We start from the raw sequence: 14,021 nt of genomic DNA, 5'->3' as shown, positions 1-14,021 counted from the left end.
TTATAAATATTATTGGAAATATCATGCCTTTCATACCTTTAGGTTTTTTAATTCCTATAGTCTTCCCAACAAAAAAATCTTTTATAAAAGCTATGGCTTTGTGTCTAGCAATAATTATTTGTATTGAAATTATACAATTGATTACTCTTTTAGGAAGACTGGATATCGACGATGTTATTTTAAATCAAATTAGTTGTGTACTAGGTTATGTATTCTATCTAGTATGTAAAAAAATATTTGGTAATAAATTAGGGATACAATAAAAAAAGACCATACTGCATCAAGAAGATGATTTCTGCATTGACCTGAGATTGTCTTCTTTTAGTATTCATTTATTTGCTAACGATCCCTATGAATTCGCATTGAAATTCAAACGTGAAATATATGCGAAAACACGGATCGAATGCACAATAGGAATTGGCCCTAACCCTTTAATGAGCAAAGTAGCTTTAGATATTGAAGCAAAGAAGAATAAAAACGGCATCGCTTATTGGAAATATGAAGATGTTCCAACAAAATTATGGAGCATACGACCGCTTAATACATTTTGGGGCATTTCGTACAAAACGGAAGAAAAGTTGAATAGAAAAGGAATACATTCTATAGGAGATTTAGCTAATTACCCTCTTAAATACTTAAAACAGAGCTTCGGTAAGATTGGTGAAGAATTACACTTACATAGTTATGGAATTGACTTTAGTCGTATTTCAGAAAAATATGTTCCTGCCACAACTTCTGTTGGGAAAAGCCAAATACTCATGCGCGATTACACAATAGAAGAATTTCCGGTTATTCTACTGGAACATATTGAAGAAGTTTGTTATCGACTTAGAAGACAAAATAAACTTGCTCAAACTGTTCATTTTTCTGTCGGTTATAGCAAAAGTTATACAGGCGGCATTAGAAAAACACATACTTTAAGCCGCCCAACAAATTTAACCATGGATATCTATCATATCTGTACATACTTTTTACATCAACAATATACAGGCGAACCCATTCGCAACATAAACAAATCCTTAACAAACCTAATTCAAGAAGGGGAAGAACAATAGACTATATCTATATGGAGGATATACCTGTAAGACAATCTCATGCTTTTCAGCATTTTGTAGAAATTGAATTATCACCATTTCAGCAAAAACTCTTACAACAATTAGCTCTCAAACGAGGATGCTCAACAAGAAAAATGGTATATACAGTATTACATTTCATGCTAAAAACAAAATAAAAAAACCCCACTATTATAGTAGGATTTTTTTGAAGTGAATGAAATTTACCGAAGGATTGAGTCTCGCCCACTCAATTCCTTTTTTATGTTATAAAAAAGAATGTAATTTGTCAAAAAGCATTTGCTATTCTATAGCAAATGCTTTTTGTTGAACTTGAATTGAACACTTTCAGAAAGTATTTATATTGTTTGCCTTTTTCTCTTGAAAAAATGTACCCTCAATCACTAATTATATCATAAAGTATACAGTTTCAATATAGAAAACCCATTGGTTTTATATGGATTTTTTCTTTATAATAATGAAAGGTAGTTTCCGAATGTAGATAGGCTCTCATGTAAGAAAAGTATGAGAGCCTATCTGCATAAAAAAGATTGGATATTTGCCAATCTTTTTCTTGTAAGGGGTTTAACGATAGCTTGTTACTATAGCTCTTTTTTATTTTAAAAAATAATCAGAAATTTCAATCTTAACTTTCCTGAAATAGTAGACAAATAGAAAAGCACTCGAAATGAGTGCTTTTTAAACGTAATCGGTTGGTCTTACTCACATAATGTCCCTTTATATTGTACTCGCCAAAAATTTTCGCCATCTTTTTTCGTCATTGATACCATTTTAAATTCAATAGATTGACCTTCTATTGTTCTTGTAATGTAATTTGGAATATAATCATTTTCACCATAGCGCTCATTATAATAAACTGTTCTACAAGATTGAGCATAAGCTTCTTTATTTTTTTCTTTTATAGATAGTTCACTTGCGTTTGCTGAAATTCCGCCAGTTAATAAAACACCCGTCGTTAATGCCCCTATAACTAATTTTTTTAACATTAAAACACCCCTTTTTTGATTAAAATATTATCACCATTTAAATATATGATAATGCTAAAGGATATGTAAATATTAGGTAATTATATAAAATGCATTCAGAATATTCTTATTTTTATTTAAGGAAATTACAAACAAAAAACAAGGCTGAAAACAGCCTTGTCCTAAAGAAAAAAACTAACTTTTATCATTTTAGCCAAGAAAACTCCTTCCTCAAGGAGCGTGAAGGGTCACGGCCCAGTGAGTAGGTGGGAGATGAATTGGCTTCGAACAAGGGATGGCAGGGAGCTATCTTAATTGTTCGACATACATAAACCGTGACTTCACCATATATCAAATATACGTTCGGTGTATAATAGTCATATACCGAAATGGAGGTGAATCAAATGATGATTAATAAAGCCTATAAGTTTCGTATCTATCCAAATCAAGCACAAGCAATTCTAATCAACAAAACAATTGGTTGTTCGCGCTTTGTATTCAATCATTTCCTTTCCCTATGGGATCACGCATATAAAGAGACAGGAAAAGGTTTGACATATGGTACATGTTCTGTCAAACTCCCCGCCATGAAGAAAGAGTTTGTTTGGCTAAAAGAAGTGGATAGTATTGCAATTCAGTCGTCTGTTCGCAACCTTGCGGATGCGTATACACGCTTTTTCAAAAAACAAAACAGTGCTCCGCGCTTTAAATCTAAGAAGAACAACGTACAATCCTATACCACAAAACAAACAAATGAAAACATTGCCGTTGTAGGAAACAAAATAAAATTGCCAAAACTAGGTCTTGTTCGATTTGCCAAAAGTCGTGAAATAACGGGACGTATTGTAAATGCGACTGTTAGACGGAACCCTTCTGGCAGATACTTTGTGTCATTGTTAGTTGAAACAGAAGTGCAAGAACTTCCGAAAACACAATCTTACATTGGAATGGATGTGGGACTAAAAGATTTCGCCATTTTATCAGATGGAACCATCTATAAAAATCCGAAGTTTTTTCGGTTATTAGAAGAGAAATTGGCGAAAGCACAGCGTGTTCTTTCTAGAAGAATGAAAGGATCCTTCCGCTGGAATAAACAAAGGGTAAAGGTAGCTAGGATTCATGAATACATGACGAATGCTAGAAAAGATTACTTGGACAAAATCTCGACTGAAATTATCAAAAACCACGATGTTATCGGTATAGAGGATTTGCAAGTATCGAATATGTTAAAGAATCATAAATTAGCAAAAGCTATTAGTGAAGTATCATGGTCGCAATTTCGATCCATGTTAGAATACAAAGCAAAATGGTATGGCAAACAAGTCATTGTCGTATCGAAAACATTTGCTTCCAGCCAATTATGTTCTTGTTGTGGGTATCAAAACAAAGACGTTAAAAATCTAAACCTACGTGAATGGGACTGTCCTTCTTGTCGTACACACCATGATAGGGATATTAACGCAAGTATCAATCTAAAGAATGAAGCGATAAGGCTTCTAACCGCAAGGACTGTGGAGATAGCCTAATAAATTAGAGTTCGATAGAACTCTTTACTTAGGAATTCCCCTCTTCTAAACGAAGTGAAAGTGGGGGTAGTTCAAGTTTTTTTACTTATAAGAAGCTTATCTATATATAATATAGGCATTTTACATTAGAAATCGATGATCTGATGATTTAGTTGAAAATGAAAGAATTATAAAATAATAGGTTTGAAAAGTAGAACTTATAGAATGAAGCGATAGGGCTTCTAACCGCAAGGAATTCTTCACTTCTAAACGAAGTGAAAGTAGGGGGGAGTTCAATATAGAACATTTGTAATTTGTAGAGAAACAGTAGTAGCTCCATACAGAGTAGCTAGCAAAAACTATGATAATAGAAAATAATAAAGAATCAATCAAAATTGCTACACACAACAAGTAGTTAGTTTAATAAGCTAACTACTTGTTGTGTGAAAGAAAATTAAGTTCTGCATGTAAAAGATGTGCAATATAAAGCTACAGTTATAGTGTAAACAGGAATGAAAATGAACCTAATAAAAATTCATTTATTTTTCCTAAAGGGAAAGCAGTTAGCAAAAAGCTAACTGCTCTACGAATAAGAAGAACGCAATGGTTATTCGTATTCGACCTTGGTGTATCTATAGTATTTACATGTATTAAAAAGTTATTCAATAAAAAGCTAACTGCCGCGTTTAAACTTATTGAAAGTAGCTAATTTAATTATATATCAATCAACCACGTCCAGCTTGGAAAGATGGATATAGCGTCATGCCACCATCAGCGAACAGTGTAATACCTGTTACATAGCTCGCTTGTGAAGAAGCAAGCCATGCTGCTACCGCTGCAATTTCTTTCGGTTCTCCGATATATCCCATAGGAACCATACTTTCAACATCGGCACGTTTTTCTGGATCCGCAAATTTTTCAGCATTAATCGGCGTATTCATAGCACCAGGCCCAATATTATTTACACGGATTCCTTTTGGTGCATATTCTAGTGCTAATGTTTCTGTCATTAGCTTAACGCCACCTTTACTTGCTGCATAGTGTACAAATAATGGCCATGGAATTTGCTCGTGAACGCTTGACATATTAATAACACTACCTTTAATATCATGCTCAACAAAATATTTAATTGCTTCCCGGCTCCCTAAGAAAGCCCCTGTTAAATTCGTAGCAATTATCCTATTCCAATCACTTAATGGCATTTCATGTGAAGGTACTGCATTTTCGATACCCGCATTATTAATCATGACATCCAGTGTACCAAATTCTTTCACAGCAGATTGAACAAGATTGATAACATCTGATTCAACTGTTACATCTCCTTTTACCGCAATCGCTTCTCCACCTGCCTGCTTAACTACTTGTACTACTTCATTTGCTTCTGATTCGTTTGAATAATAATTAATTACAACTTTGGCTTGTTCTTCTCCAAAACGAATTGCCATTGCTCTTCCAAGCCCAGTTGCACCACCTGTAATAACAACTACTTTCCCTTTTAAATCTGTATACATAATTTTTTCCTCCTTTTTATCCTTTTGCAATTCCTAACATAATGCCAGCTGCAATAATGAAGATAATTCCAATGACAATCGCAATAAATTGTCGTTTTGTTTTCTTTTCACCTAATATAAAAATTCCACCTAAAGTTGAGATCACGATCCCCATTTGGGAAAGGGAAAAACTTGTTGCCACCCCTACACGCGTTTGGGAAATAAATAAAAACATATTTCCGGCTGCCCAAATTAAACCAGGAATAATATTGCGAATCGCATATTTATTAAATGGTTGATGCTTAAAGGTTAGTAAGATTCCACCTAACACCATACCAATGGCTTGTGGTAATAACGCTGACCATCCGTCTATACCGAATAGGCGGATAATTACCACATATACTAAGTAACCAAGAGTTGAAATTAATAAAATCACAATCCCTTTTTTGAAATTTCCTGTTTGTTCATCGTTTTTCTCCTCTTTGCTTTGGAGAGATGTGAGAACGATTCCAATTATGATACAAAGAATTGCCAGAACACCTAATACAACAGATGTTGTTGTTGACCATTCGTGAAATACAATGACCCCAAATAAAGTAGCCGAAACTAATTGCATTCCTGTTGAAATAGGCATCGTTTTAGAAACCCCAATTAAATCAATACTTTTCAATTGATTGGCTTGTCCCAATGCCCAAAATAGGCCTGATATAATTCCGATAATTATAACCATAGGCGTCAAAACGGGTTTTATAAAAATATAAACACCGATAGAAAAAACTAGAGCGCCAAGGGTAGTTCCAAGTATTTGACTGTAAGGCCCGCCTCCTAATTTAACGTTGAAGAGTACAATACTTCCCCAAAATAAGGCTGGTAAAATCGCTAATAAAATATTCATTTTTTCTAACCTTCCTAAAATATATTTATTAAGTTGTATGCTTGTCCGAGACAGTATCTTTGTGTGGAGGGAATTATTTTAGAATAAGAGACGTTTTTCTACCTGTAATATTTGTTTACCCAAAATAAAAGAAAAATAACATCATGTTGAAAAAGAAAATAACTAGCACGAAATTAAAAAAGTTATTAGAAAAGAATATGACCAATACAATCTCAGGTTTTGAAAATAGGAATAATGGAGAAAAACTTGATGCAAAATTAAGCTATGTTATACAAAAACAACGCATTATGTTTATAAATGAGAAATAGAAATAACATCACAAAATCTTAAATTTGATATATAAAATTAATAAGAACTATGATATGATGAAAGTATCAAAATACTTCTAAAACTATCTTGCAAAAGGACACACCTACGCATACATATGCCATAGGTGTGTCCTTTTTTATTTATTTTTAAGATTTCAAGACTCAAAAGGGGATATATATTGTGTGCCAGTAATATAGCATCTACTAATGTATCTTTTGGAAAATTGAAAAGTCAGGAAGAAATTTCGATATGAAAATATGGATTAAAGCTATTTGTATAACATCATTCGTAATTCAAATGTCAGCATGCAGCAGTTCCGTACAAACAAAAAATGATTCGAGACCTGCCCAAGCAGTACAAAACGGAATACAACAGCACACAGTAGGGAAAGCTATTGTAGATATTCCAGAAGCTTATAATGAGAAATTAAAAGGCTTAGAGACTGTTAAAGGGAAGGTAATACATATAAAGGATGGAGATACGATAGACGTGAACGTAAACGGGCAGAAACAGACGGTAAGATTACTGTTATTGGATACCCCTGAGTCTGTATCTCAAAAAATCCCACCGCAAAAGATGGGAAAAGAAGCATCTTCATTTCTAAAGAAACAGTTAAAAGGAAAAAATGTAACAATAGTCTATGATCGTGGACCCAAAGAGGACAAGTATGGCAGGAAATTAGCATATGTATTTTGTGAAGGGATACATATAAACGAGTTAATGATCAAATCAGGATATGGTATTGTAGCTTACATTTCAAAACCTAACACTACTTTGCTACCACAAATGCTAGAAAGCGAAAAAGAAGCAAAAGCATCAAAGACTGGCGTTTGGAACATAAAAGGGTATGTGGATGAAGAGAAACATCATTATAACCGTAATGATGCGGCTTAGCATCCTAATCCATTGCAATACAAAGATTTGTGCAAACGGAGGTTTTTTGAATGAATGAAAACAAAAGAAATATGCTCTTATCCTTTATCATTTCAATTTTATTTATTTTCGCGAGTCTATTGCCATTTAGTAATAATGAATATGTGTATGTTATCTCCAAAATTGGTGCTGCAGCTGGTGTAATAAATATAGTGATGATGAGCGTTTTCTTGTATTTTCAAAGCAAAAAAACGGGACATTTATTAAATTAGTGAATTAAAACTTAGTAGTTTTCCTTACTTATATCTTTTTAAGCTTGGTAAGGAAAACCGTAAAGGAGTGTGAAAGGTGAGTCAAGTACCGGGATTTTTGAAGTTTGTTTTAGCGAAAGAAAGACGGTATGTATATTTAGTTGTAGCAGAAAAGAAAAACAAAAAAGTACATACACACATGGTATATGGATTTGGTCCGCTTGAAAAAGCATTAGAAACCATGTACGAAATGTGTGATGATTTTGAAAATCTTTTTCCTCTAGAATTAAAAGAGAGGGGATACGACTGGGAAGATATTAATGATTGGATACTTTCTATTGAAACAGGGTACTCGAAACACGGAAATAAACTAGTCATATATTAGCAAATGTTTTGCATTAAAAAAACAGGTGAGGCGAAAATAAGATGTCGATCATTCAAAAGTATCACATTGCAATTGCTTGGACGATAGCTACTAGTGCAATGCTCATAAGTTTGATTTTTAGTGAGTGGATGAAGCTGCCTCCATGTGATTTGTGCTGGTATCAAAGGATGGCCATGTATCCATTAGTGTTAATATTGGGAATAGGAATGTATAGAAAAGATCCTAATGTAAGTGTATATGCATTTCCATTTGTATGTATTGGATTAATAATAGCTGTCTATCAAATTACGATTCAGGCTTTTCCAACAAGTGAACTGAAGATATGTTCAGTAGGTGTTTCTTGTACAGAAGATCATTTGAATTTGTTTGGTTTCATCTCGATTCCTATGCTATCTTTTGTTGGGTTTTTAGCTATAATCGTACTTCTGTATATAAAACCAAACAGTAAATTAAGTCGTAGTAAAACAGATCACTAAACAAGAGCAAATTACATGTAAGTATAATTAAATGCATTCAAAACTGAATTTAAAAATAAAAAATATGAAAAGGGAGATAACAAAAATGAAAACAATACAAGTAAATAATGAAATGAACAAAATTCCAGAGGCAGATGTAGAATTACTTAAGATCATGGCTCACCCAGTTAGGCTACAAATTGTAAAAGAGTTAGAACATCGTAAGATTTGCAATGTAACACAGTTAACGGAGCTATTAAATATACCTCAATCTACCGTATCTCAGCATCTATCTAAAATGCGCGGGAAAATTCTTCGTGCAGAAAGAAAAGGATTGGAGATGTACTACCATGTTGCGAATGCTAAAGCATGCCAGATTGTCGGAGTATTAGGTCTGTAGTTCTAACTCGAAATAGGGTAATAGAAAGAGTGTTGTTAAATATAGCTGCAACAGCCGCAGTACTGCAGAATGATAAATTCACAAAATTAGAGTTTAGTCCTTCTAACGATGGAGGAGCTGACTGTGGTGAAAAAATAATATAAGAGTTAATAAAAAAGAGTGCAGAACATGTCTGCATTCTTCTTTATTGCGCCCTAGCTACAATAGATAAAGTATTTGTAATAAAGATAGGTGTATACATCTATAACTTAGATTTGAGCTAATTTCTCCATTTTTCAAGCAAAGGAAATATCGAGTTTATTTATGTGTATAGTGAGTGTTAAGGTTTAGAATATTCTGTGTGAATATTATCAATTTACTATAGTTTACAATTATGTAAAAATAGAACTGATTATAATTTTCCGTAAATAGTATATTAATAGCTATCTTAAGGGTAATGTGAGCATTTATAGCCTACTTATAAACGGTGACTGGGGATATAGATAATAGTTGGATCAAGTTCTTGTAGAATTTACCAAACAAAATGAGGTGACTGTAAATTGAGAGAAATTGAGAAAAAAGTACAAATGATACGTTTACAGGAGGAGCATTTGGGGCGTCATGCAGACGTAGAACAGTATTGTGCCAAGCGGTGTAAAATAGAACGAGAGAGAATTAAATTAGAAAAAAATATAGTTAAAAAACGAACTCAAAAATTTCAAACGACAGAAGAAAAATGGGACTCAAAATGTAAAAAAGCAGTACAATTATTTAATCAAGGAGAGGAATATCCAACTATTGCAAAAAAACTGAGGTGCAATGTGAGTAGTTTGTATAGAGAACTTAAGAAACGGGGCGCATTACAAATACCAAAGCAGGTAGCAGCATCTAAATCATTAAAATCACCCATAACATCAACACAAACAAAAAAAACGAATTTCGAACGATATAAAGAATATTATATGTACAAATAGAAGAATTCATGGCTATAAATCTATACTTGATTCTTTAGTGTTAAAAAGATCAGATTATAAAGGGTACAATGAAAAAATGCATGTTTAGCAGCAAATCTTCTTACAGTATTGATAGAGCATCTTTTTATTTTTTAGGATATTTATTCTCTGATGATAACATCCAACAAATATTGAAGGCTATTACCTGTTGCTTAGATCAAGAAAATATTCATAAAACTAAATCCTGACTTATATTTTTTGAGTGGTTGGTTAAGAAGAGGGTTCTTTTGCATATGTTAAATTAAGAATAATTTGTCTAAAGTAAAAGAATCCCCATGTCATAAAGGATTCTTTTAGAAGGGTTAGAGAGCTGTTGTTACTTGTCTCATATTCATTTTACGTACAATAGTGAGAATGTTCAATCTCATTTTATGTTTCTCAATATATTTCGTTTGTTTTTATATTATAATATAGTTAATTCTTTTTATTTATGTATATCTCTATATCTTTCTGGGGTGAATCCTTTTAATAAGGATTCCTTTTTTATTACTTCATACATTGATATAATTCAAATTAAATTTTAAAGTGGAGTATATTAATAATAAAACACCAGAGTTCATGATAGTTTAAACAGCAACTGTTGAAATTGCTTGCTTATAAAGGAATTGTTGTTTGCCATTGCTGGAGATCAGCACTGAAAATTTATCCACAGCAATAATGATTCCAGGTATTCTAACTCCGTTGATTAGAAAAATTGTTACTACTCTTTGTTCCTCTATTAATTTTTTATAAAAGTTTTCTTGTGTATACATTAATAGTTTCTTCCTCTCTTTAAATATTCTAATCTTTTTGAATTCTTTTTTGTGAATGTAAAAGGAATGGTATAATTATAACATTTTTAGGATTATTTTTATAAAAATAAAAGCCCTTACAATGAAGTAAAGACCTTTGCTTATTTATGTATTAGTTCTTATTTTCTTGGGTGAATTTTTATTATAAGATTCCTTTTAATTTTGCTTTTAAATTATTAAATTTCACTGCATGGATTTATTAAGGAGAGTCTTACACCCTAATTAACACAAAGTAAGTATATGTAACATACAAAGAAATCCTCCCTGCAAATAATAGTGTATTAATTGTAGGGAGAGGAGTTCTGCAGTTATTACATTCCTTCACCATGGGTATTTGTATATTGTATAATTTCCTGCTTTTGTACTGCAAACATTGCCTCGCCGTGAGTGTTACTTAAAGTGATTGGTGCTACTAGCATAAAACCTGAGAATAAAAGTCCTGCTGTACTAATTAGTATTTTTTTCATCATTTTAAAGCACTCCTTTTCTCCATTTCACTTTTAGCCTTGTATCCCACACGGAAGTATTGACTTACTTTCAAGTGGTTACCTTCATCATAATACTTGTTTGCTAATTCATCAGCATATATTTCGACAAAGTGCCATAAATTTTCTTCCTGGAGATAATGAATTCCGTCAACAACAATCTTTTCGTATTCATCTATAGGTATACGCTGTAATCTTGCATCTAGAATCGATAAATGATGATAATATTCTTTATTATTTTGTGCATTACTAATTTGCAATCCTTTATCTATATACTCGGCAGCATCATTTATATTGCCTAGTTTCTCATGTTCTTTAGCTAACAAATACATTGTTTTACAGCTACCTTCTAGTGCCTTGGAGAGATAATTGATTGCTAGTTGAGGCATATTTTGATCTGAATATAGCAGCCCTATATTATGACGAATCATATGAGTAAGTTGTGTTTGATCTTGTTTGGTTGCAATATCCAAAGCGGAAAGAAAATACTCTTCAGCTAACTCGTATTGCTTTAGGGAAGTACTTGCAAGTCCCAAAATATTATTACATGAAGCTACATTTATTTCATACCCAACTTCATTAGAATAGATTTCTTTCGCTTTATTACTGTATGTTATTGTATTTAGTGGTTGGAACTGATAATAGTTGAAAAGGGCATACTGATAATTAAATTCCGCTTGTTCTAATTCATCCGGAATAAGAGATAGAAGTGTTTCAGCTTTGTGATAGAAGTTTTTGGCATCACTATATTGTCCAATCTTCATTGCATGTATAGCATTGAACAGATAGTAGTAGTAATTGAGCATGTCTGTGGTAGACTCTTCAATATGTTCTCCAGGTTTTACTAAACCAGATGTATTATTTATCAAAAGATTATACCTAAACTCTAGTAACGAATAGTAAATAAGAAGCGTTTGATCTTGTTCCATTTCGTCGATAAGTTTTTCAACATCTGATCTTAGATTTTTTGCTTTCAATAATTTTTGAGAGCGCATAGCTTTGTACCAATCGTTCATTAATTTAGTAATCTTTTCGTTTCCTTTTGCTACAATCACATAGCTTCCCCCTTTGTATATTTATATCTATATGTTTTTATCATAGCAGTTAAATCCATATTATTACAGATGATAGTAGTTTAAAAGAATATTTTTAAATAATTATCTGAATATTATGTATTTTTTTGCGACCAATTTGGATTCCATTTCATATTAGGTTAAAATAAGTGATGAGTATAAATCTACCATAGCGACGAGGGGAAGACAGTGAAAAACCATACAAAAGGTCCTAAAGGGCAATTGTTGTAAACAAATAAGAAATGGTCTCACCTAAAGCAAAACCAGCGTGAAATCATATCAAATTGGCTGAGAGAGGCTTATATAGAGAAGGTTAAGGTGCATAACCGTAGATTGAAACCGAGAGAACATGAGGATGTTTTAGAAAGGGTAATGAGTAAAATCTTTGATCGTGAAATTTGGATTCCGGATTACGAAGTCGATAAGTATTACAAAGGAAAAATAAATAAATGGTATAACAAACATATTTCATTGGAAGAAAAAAATGATAAGGAGGAGAAAATATGAAACATAGTATCGGGAAAGTAAGTACTTCATATATAATCCGTCTAATTTTAAATGATTTAGACACATTTATCACAGCAGAAAAAGGGCAATTTAATTTCTGCTCAGAATCCAGAATATCCTCTGTAGAGGAGCTAATTGCAGATTGGTTGGAATGGTTTAATGATTACCCGGAAGGTATATCACCAGAAGAATTAAAAGAAATAGAAAGGGAATTAGGAGAATTGATGGGGAGTATGTCAATATGGTCCCATCATATTGAAGAAAGAGAAGAATTTATAAAGCAATTTAGCGATTATTTTGGGGAATATATGGGTTTCTTCAACTTAGTTAAGGATGTATACATAGAAGCATTGAAAGATGATTTATCGTATTAATATCTTAAATACCGTATGTTTTGATAATAGAATATATAGTGGTGAAGAATATAGTTGAAAATTTACAAGGGGGATAAAAAATGAAATTAGAGATTGAAAATTTTATTAGTGAAGTGGAATTTCCAGAAGCTGCTAAGAGTCTTATTGAAGAGGGGATATTATGTTATAAAGCAGGGGCTTATAGGGGGCACCATACATGCCCATCAACTTAAGAAATGTAAATACCCCTAAAACAAAAAATGAGCTGACTCCTCAAAATTACTAACTGTAGAGAAAGAGACTTTTTATTTAGGAGGTACTTCAAAACATTATCTCCGTAAGGAGTTTTTTATATTGAAAGCAACGGATATATTATCATATATGTCAATCAATATGCCAAATTGGATATCTAAAAAAGTAGAATTTGTTAACATTTTTAAAATAAGGGGTATCCTTGTAAAATTCTGTTAATATCAAACTTGTACTTATATAAAAGAAGGGGATGTTTATATGTTTAAAAAAGTTACATTAGGGATATCATCATTAGCAATGGCAGCAGTAGTTGGTTTAGGAATGGCCTCGGAGGCATCTGCAGGACCAGCGGCACCTCTAACTTCTTTAAGTGTAGTAAAAGTAGAGTCACAATTGGGTGGGGTTGAATACATTAAACCTAATAGTTTTAGTACAACTAAAGATCATGGGGGAAGTTACTTATATGTTTACACAAAAGAAATAGGGTATGGTCAGTTTCCTTTTGCGAAAATGAATGGATTTAATGTGAAAAGTATTGGTTCACAAATAATTGGTGGTAATCCTATTGTAGGTTGGGAATATAAATGGGATGCATCAAATCATCAAGAAGGGACTTTTGAATATCAAAAGACTTCAATAAACTATCCAAGAGATACGTGGCGTACTTCACTATATATTAAATAGTTAGTTTTATATATTCGTAGCATAAAAATCCCTGCACCTTGAAGGGAACCCGAATAGTGGTACATGAAAAAAACACCTCCTGAATTCGCATACTAAGTATGCAAATTCAATGGAGGTGTTTTTGGTTTGAAGACAAGAGTTCATTACCCAGAAGAAATAAAGTGGAAAGTGATTGAAATGAAAAAGGATGGATATTCCAATCGGACCATTATGGAGAAGCTTGGAATTAAAAATGTTTCCCAAATTAAGACGTGGATGAAGTGGTATCGTACCGGTCAAACGT

At 32.5% G+C, this 14,021-nt stretch carries 20 protein-coding genes and 2 pseudogenes; 16 read left to right on the top strand and 6 right to left on the bottom strand.

From position 1 onward, the window contains the following. From ACO6VI_RS31455 to ACO6VI_RS31445, 3 genes and pseudogenes are all read left to right on the top strand, one after another. On the top strand, positions 1–263 hold a 263-nt coding region (locus tag ACO6VI_RS31455; protein WP_422425055.1), incomplete at its 5' end, for a VanZ family protein. Between the two features lie 57 nt (positions 264–320). Continuing rightward, positions 321–1,052, top strand: a pseudogene (locus ACO6VI_RS31450) (DNA polymerase thumb domain-containing protein); the annotation flags it as partial. Then, positions 1,052–1,231, top strand: a pseudogene (locus ACO6VI_RS31445) (hypothetical protein); the annotation flags it as partial. The pseudogenes ACO6VI_RS31450 and ACO6VI_RS31445, both read left to right, overlap by 1 nt. Before the next feature lie 540 nt (positions 1,232–1,771). On the opposite strand, the gene ACO6VI_RS31440 reads toward ACO6VI_RS31445, so the two are convergent. Continuing rightward, on the bottom strand, positions 1,772–2,059 hold the full coding sequence (locus ACO6VI_RS31440; protein WP_422425053.1) for a hypothetical protein: 288 nt from the start codon (positions 2,057–2,059) through the stop codon (positions 1,772–1,774). Positions 2,060–2,442: 383 nt separating this feature from the next. Here ACO6VI_RS31440 and tnpB point away from each other — a divergent pair, with 383 nt between their 5' ends. Continuing rightward, positions 2,443–3,564 (top strand): IS200/IS605 family element RNA-guided endonuclease TnpB, encoded by a 1,122-nt coding sequence (gene tnpB / locus ACO6VI_RS31435; RefSeq protein ID WP_422425052.1) that lies wholly within the window; start codon positions 2,443–2,445, stop codon positions 3,562–3,564. Positions 3,565–4,268: 704 nt separating this feature from the next. On the opposite strand, the gene gdh is transcribed toward tnpB, so the two are convergent. Then, positions 4,269–5,054, bottom strand: coding sequence for a glucose 1-dehydrogenase (gene gdh / locus ACO6VI_RS31430; protein ID WP_422425050.1), 786 nt, complete (start codon positions 5,052–5,054; stop codon positions 4,269–4,271). A gap of 16 nt (positions 5,055–5,070) precedes the next feature. Further along, positions 5,071–5,928, bottom strand: a complete 858-nt coding sequence (locus tag ACO6VI_RS31425; RefSeq protein WP_422425048.1) for a GRP family sugar transporter — start codon at positions 5,926–5,928, stop codon at positions 5,071–5,073. A 143-nt stretch (positions 5,929–6,071) separates the two neighbouring features. On the opposite strand from ACO6VI_RS31425, the gene ACO6VI_RS31420 reads away from it, so the two are divergent. The 7 genes from ACO6VI_RS31420 (at position 6,072) to ACO6VI_RS31390 (ending at position 9,554) form a co-directional block, all read left to right on the top strand. Further along, positions 6,072–6,236 (top strand): topoisomerase C-terminal repeat-containing protein, encoded by a 165-nt coding sequence (locus ACO6VI_RS31420; protein WP_325802949.1) that lies wholly within the window; start codon positions 6,072–6,074, stop codon positions 6,234–6,236. A 250-nt stretch (positions 6,237–6,486) separates the two neighbouring features. Next, on the top strand, positions 6,487–7,131 hold the full coding sequence (locus ACO6VI_RS31415) for a thermonuclease family protein (RefSeq protein WP_422425046.1): 645 nt from the start codon (positions 6,487–6,489) through the stop codon (positions 7,129–7,131). 50 nt (positions 7,132–7,181) lie between these two features. After that, positions 7,182–7,382, top strand: a complete 201-nt coding sequence (locus tag ACO6VI_RS31410; protein WP_001004893.1) for a hypothetical protein — start codon at positions 7,182–7,184, stop codon at positions 7,380–7,382. Between the two features lie 76 nt (positions 7,383–7,458). Continuing rightward, positions 7,459–7,746, top strand: coding sequence for a hypothetical protein (locus ACO6VI_RS31405; protein ID WP_422425044.1), 288 nt, complete (start codon positions 7,459–7,461; stop codon positions 7,744–7,746). Positions 7,747–7,787: 41 nt separating this feature from the next. Then, on the top strand, positions 7,788–8,222 hold the full coding sequence (locus ACO6VI_RS31400; RefSeq protein ID WP_422425042.1) for a disulfide bond formation protein B: 435 nt from the start codon (positions 7,788–7,790) through the stop codon (positions 8,220–8,222). Positions 8,223–8,307: 85 nt separating this feature from the next. Then, entirely contained in the window at positions 8,308–8,601 is a 294-nt protein-coding gene (locus ACO6VI_RS31395) for an ArsR/SmtB family transcription factor (RefSeq protein WP_422425040.1), read from the top strand. Between the two features lie 539 nt (positions 8,602–9,140). Next, positions 9,141–9,554 carry a hypothetical protein gene (locus ACO6VI_RS31390; protein WP_422425038.1) on the top strand — a complete coding sequence of 138 codons (414 nt, stop codon included), beginning with the start codon at positions 9,141–9,143 and terminating at the stop codon, positions 9,552–9,554. Between the two features lie 605 nt (positions 9,555–10,159). Here the strand turns inward: ACO6VI_RS31390 and hfq are convergent. From hfq to ACO6VI_RS31375, 3 genes are all read right to left on the bottom strand, one after another. Then, a complete protein-coding gene (hfq, locus tag ACO6VI_RS31385; RefSeq protein WP_046956871.1) occupies positions 10,160–10,345 on the bottom strand; it encodes an RNA chaperone Hfq in 186 nt (61 codons plus the stop codon). Positions 10,346–10,695: 350 nt separating this feature from the next. After that, positions 10,696–10,854 carry a hypothetical protein gene (locus tag ACO6VI_RS31380; protein WP_180229440.1) on the bottom strand — a complete coding sequence of 53 codons (159 nt, stop codon included), beginning with the start codon at positions 10,852–10,854 and terminating at the stop codon, positions 10,696–10,698. After that, positions 10,851–11,924, bottom strand: coding sequence for a tetratricopeptide repeat protein (locus tag ACO6VI_RS31375; protein WP_422425035.1), 1,074 nt, complete (start codon positions 11,922–11,924; stop codon positions 10,851–10,853). The genes ACO6VI_RS31380 and ACO6VI_RS31375 overlap by 4 nt, the downstream gene beginning before the upstream one ends. A gap of 291 nt (positions 11,925–12,215) precedes the next feature. On the opposite strand from ACO6VI_RS31375, the gene ACO6VI_RS31370 reads away from it, so the two are divergent. The 5 genes from ACO6VI_RS31370 to ACO6VI_RS31350 form a co-directional block, all read left to right on the top strand. Then, positions 12,216–12,449, top strand: coding sequence for a transposase (locus tag ACO6VI_RS31370; protein ID WP_422425058.1), 234 nt, complete (start codon positions 12,216–12,218; stop codon positions 12,447–12,449). Continuing rightward, a complete protein-coding gene (locus tag ACO6VI_RS31365) occupies positions 12,446–12,823 on the top strand; it encodes a hypothetical protein (protein WP_422425033.1) in 378 nt (125 codons plus the stop codon). The genes ACO6VI_RS31370 and ACO6VI_RS31365 overlap by 4 nt, the downstream gene beginning before the upstream one ends. Before the next feature lie 80 nt (positions 12,824–12,903). Beyond that, positions 12,904–13,035: a hypothetical protein gene (locus ACO6VI_RS31360; protein ID WP_422425032.1), complete on the top strand. Its 132-nt coding sequence runs from the start codon at positions 12,904–12,906 to the stop codon at positions 13,033–13,035. A 277-nt stretch (positions 13,036–13,312) separates the two neighbouring features. Next, a complete protein-coding gene (locus ACO6VI_RS31355) occupies positions 13,313–13,738 on the top strand; it encodes a DUF4879 domain-containing protein (RefSeq protein ID WP_422425030.1) in 426 nt (141 codons plus the stop codon). 126 nt (positions 13,739–13,864) lie between these two features. Further along, the coding region (locus ACO6VI_RS31350; RefSeq protein ID WP_422425056.1) for a helix-turn-helix domain-containing protein at positions 13,865–14,021 on the top strand (157 nt) is incomplete at its 3' end.

Source organism: Bacillus sp. PSXD-155 (assembly GCF_049310765.1).
GTDB classification, from domain to species: Bacteria; Bacillota; Bacilli; order Bacillales; family Bacillaceae_G; genus Bacillus_A; species Bacillus_A cereus.
Note: the sequence above shows the minus strand (reverse complement) of the source record. Positions and strands in the feature narration are given on the sequence as shown.

What these genes read in the sequence shown, in the direction of transcription:
- ACO6VI_RS31440 (WP_422425053.1), bottom strand. Translation starts at nt 2,059, where the DNA reads ATGTTAAAAAAATTAGTTATAGGGGCATTAACGACGGGTGTTTTATTA.
- tnpB (WP_422425052.1), top strand. Translation starts at nt 2,443, where the DNA reads ATGATGATTAATAAAGCCTATAAGTTTCGTATCTATCCAAATCAAGCA.
- gdh (WP_422425050.1), bottom strand. Translation starts at nt 5,054, where the DNA reads ATGTATACAGATTTAAAAGGGAAAGTAGTTGTTATTACAGGTGGTGCA.
- ACO6VI_RS31425 (WP_422425048.1), bottom strand. Translation starts at nt 5,928, where the DNA reads ATGAATATTTTATTAGCGATTTTACCAGCCTTATTTTGGGGAAGTATT.
- ACO6VI_RS31420 (WP_325802949.1), top strand. Translation starts at nt 6,072, where the DNA reads ATGTTGAAAAAGAAAATAACTAGCACGAAATTAAAAAAGTTATTAGAA.
- ACO6VI_RS31415 (WP_422425046.1), top strand. Translation starts at nt 6,487, where the DNA reads ATGAAAATATGGATTAAAGCTATTTGTATAACATCATTCGTAATTCAA.
- ACO6VI_RS31410 (WP_001004893.1), top strand. Translation starts at nt 7,182, where the DNA reads ATGAATGAAAACAAAAGAAATATGCTCTTATCCTTTATCATTTCAATT.
- ACO6VI_RS31400 (WP_422425042.1), top strand. Translation starts at nt 7,788, where the DNA reads ATGTCGATCATTCAAAAGTATCACATTGCAATTGCTTGGACGATAGCT.
- ACO6VI_RS31395 (WP_422425040.1), top strand. Translation starts at nt 8,308, where the DNA reads ATGAAAACAATACAAGTAAATAATGAAATGAACAAAATTCCAGAGGCA.
- hfq (WP_046956871.1), bottom strand. Translation starts at nt 10,345, where the DNA reads ATGTATACACAAGAAAACTTTTATAAAAAATTAATAGAGGAACAAAGA.
- ACO6VI_RS31380 (WP_180229440.1), bottom strand. Translation starts at nt 10,854, where the DNA reads ATGATGAAAAAAATACTAATTAGTACAGCAGGACTTTTATTCTCAGGT.
- ACO6VI_RS31365 (WP_422425033.1), top strand. Translation starts at nt 12,446, where the DNA reads ATGAAACATAGTATCGGGAAAGTAAGTACTTCATATATAATCCGTCTA.
- ACO6VI_RS31360 (WP_422425032.1), top strand. Translation starts at nt 12,904, where the DNA reads ATGAAATTAGAGATTGAAAATTTTATTAGTGAAGTGGAATTTCCAGAA.
- ACO6VI_RS31355 (WP_422425030.1), top strand. Translation starts at nt 13,313, where the DNA reads ATGTTTAAAAAAGTTACATTAGGGATATCATCATTAGCAATGGCAGCA.